This window comes from Bacillus sp. JJ1127, from assembly GCF_036965845.1.
Lineage (GTDB): Bacteria > Bacillota > Bacilli > Bacillales > Bacillaceae_G > Bacillus_A.
In genome coordinates this window covers 4,593-5,230 of record NZ_JBALQK010000318.1, presented here as the reverse complement: position 1 = coordinate 5,230, position 638 = coordinate 4,593, and the positions used below count along the sequence as shown (strand labels likewise).

The 638-nt window shown below is 31.0% G+C and carries 2 protein-coding genes and 1 pseudogene; all 3 read right to left on the bottom strand.

Going from position 1 to position 638, the window contains the following annotated elements; genetic code table 11:
• Window positions 1-205: immunity 22 family protein (locus V7183_RS23590; RefSeq protein WP_335361023.1), on the bottom strand; the 205-nt coding region annotated here is incomplete at its 3' end.
• Window positions 206-267: 62 nt separating this feature from the next.
• Window positions 268-402, bottom strand: a complete 135-nt coding sequence (locus V7183_RS23585; protein ID WP_255257303.1) for a hypothetical protein — start codon at window positions 400-402, stop codon at window positions 268-270.
• 75 nt (window positions 403-477) lie between these two features.
• Window positions 478-638, bottom strand: a pseudogene (locus tag V7183_RS23580) (cytoplasmic protein); the annotation flags it as partial.

The following is a 638-nucleotide window of genomic DNA, read 5'->3' as shown; positions in this document are numbered from 1 at the left end:
GATGGAGTTTTCTTGCCAAATTTCCGATAAATGTGATTTCCAATAGGTCTTCATTGTAATCTATAAAATTAATTTGAAAATCTCTCATAAATTGTGATGGGATTCTATCTCCCTTTTCATCAAATTTTATTTCTACATACTTTTGCAACATTTCTTTACTTTTGAAATTTCCTAGCCATAGAGACATCACACCTGGATTTTCGATATTAATCATCCTTTATTCATTCTTACCTGTTTATTAGGAGTATTCACCCAATGCTAGATAACTCATCTATTAATCATCGCTTCTTTAGCTTCTTCATATCCAGAAGAGTGTGACAATACATCAATCACTATTTCACTTAACCCTAGTAGAAAACCTGCTTGTTTATCAGCACTTAAATTTTTAAAACGATTTAACAATGAGATCGCTCCTTTAAAGCTTTACTTCTAAATCTAATTACTCACCGTTCGTCAAAATAGATTATTTCATATTCATTATGTTTCAGGTATATAAACTATCATTTTTCCTTTTGGATACTCACCTTTCCACCCACAAGGCCAACCACCAAGTTTATATACATTAAAAATCCTCTCATAAAAATTATCCGTTTTTCCATTTACTAAACGATTTAGTGCACACATCTCAAAGTCTCTTT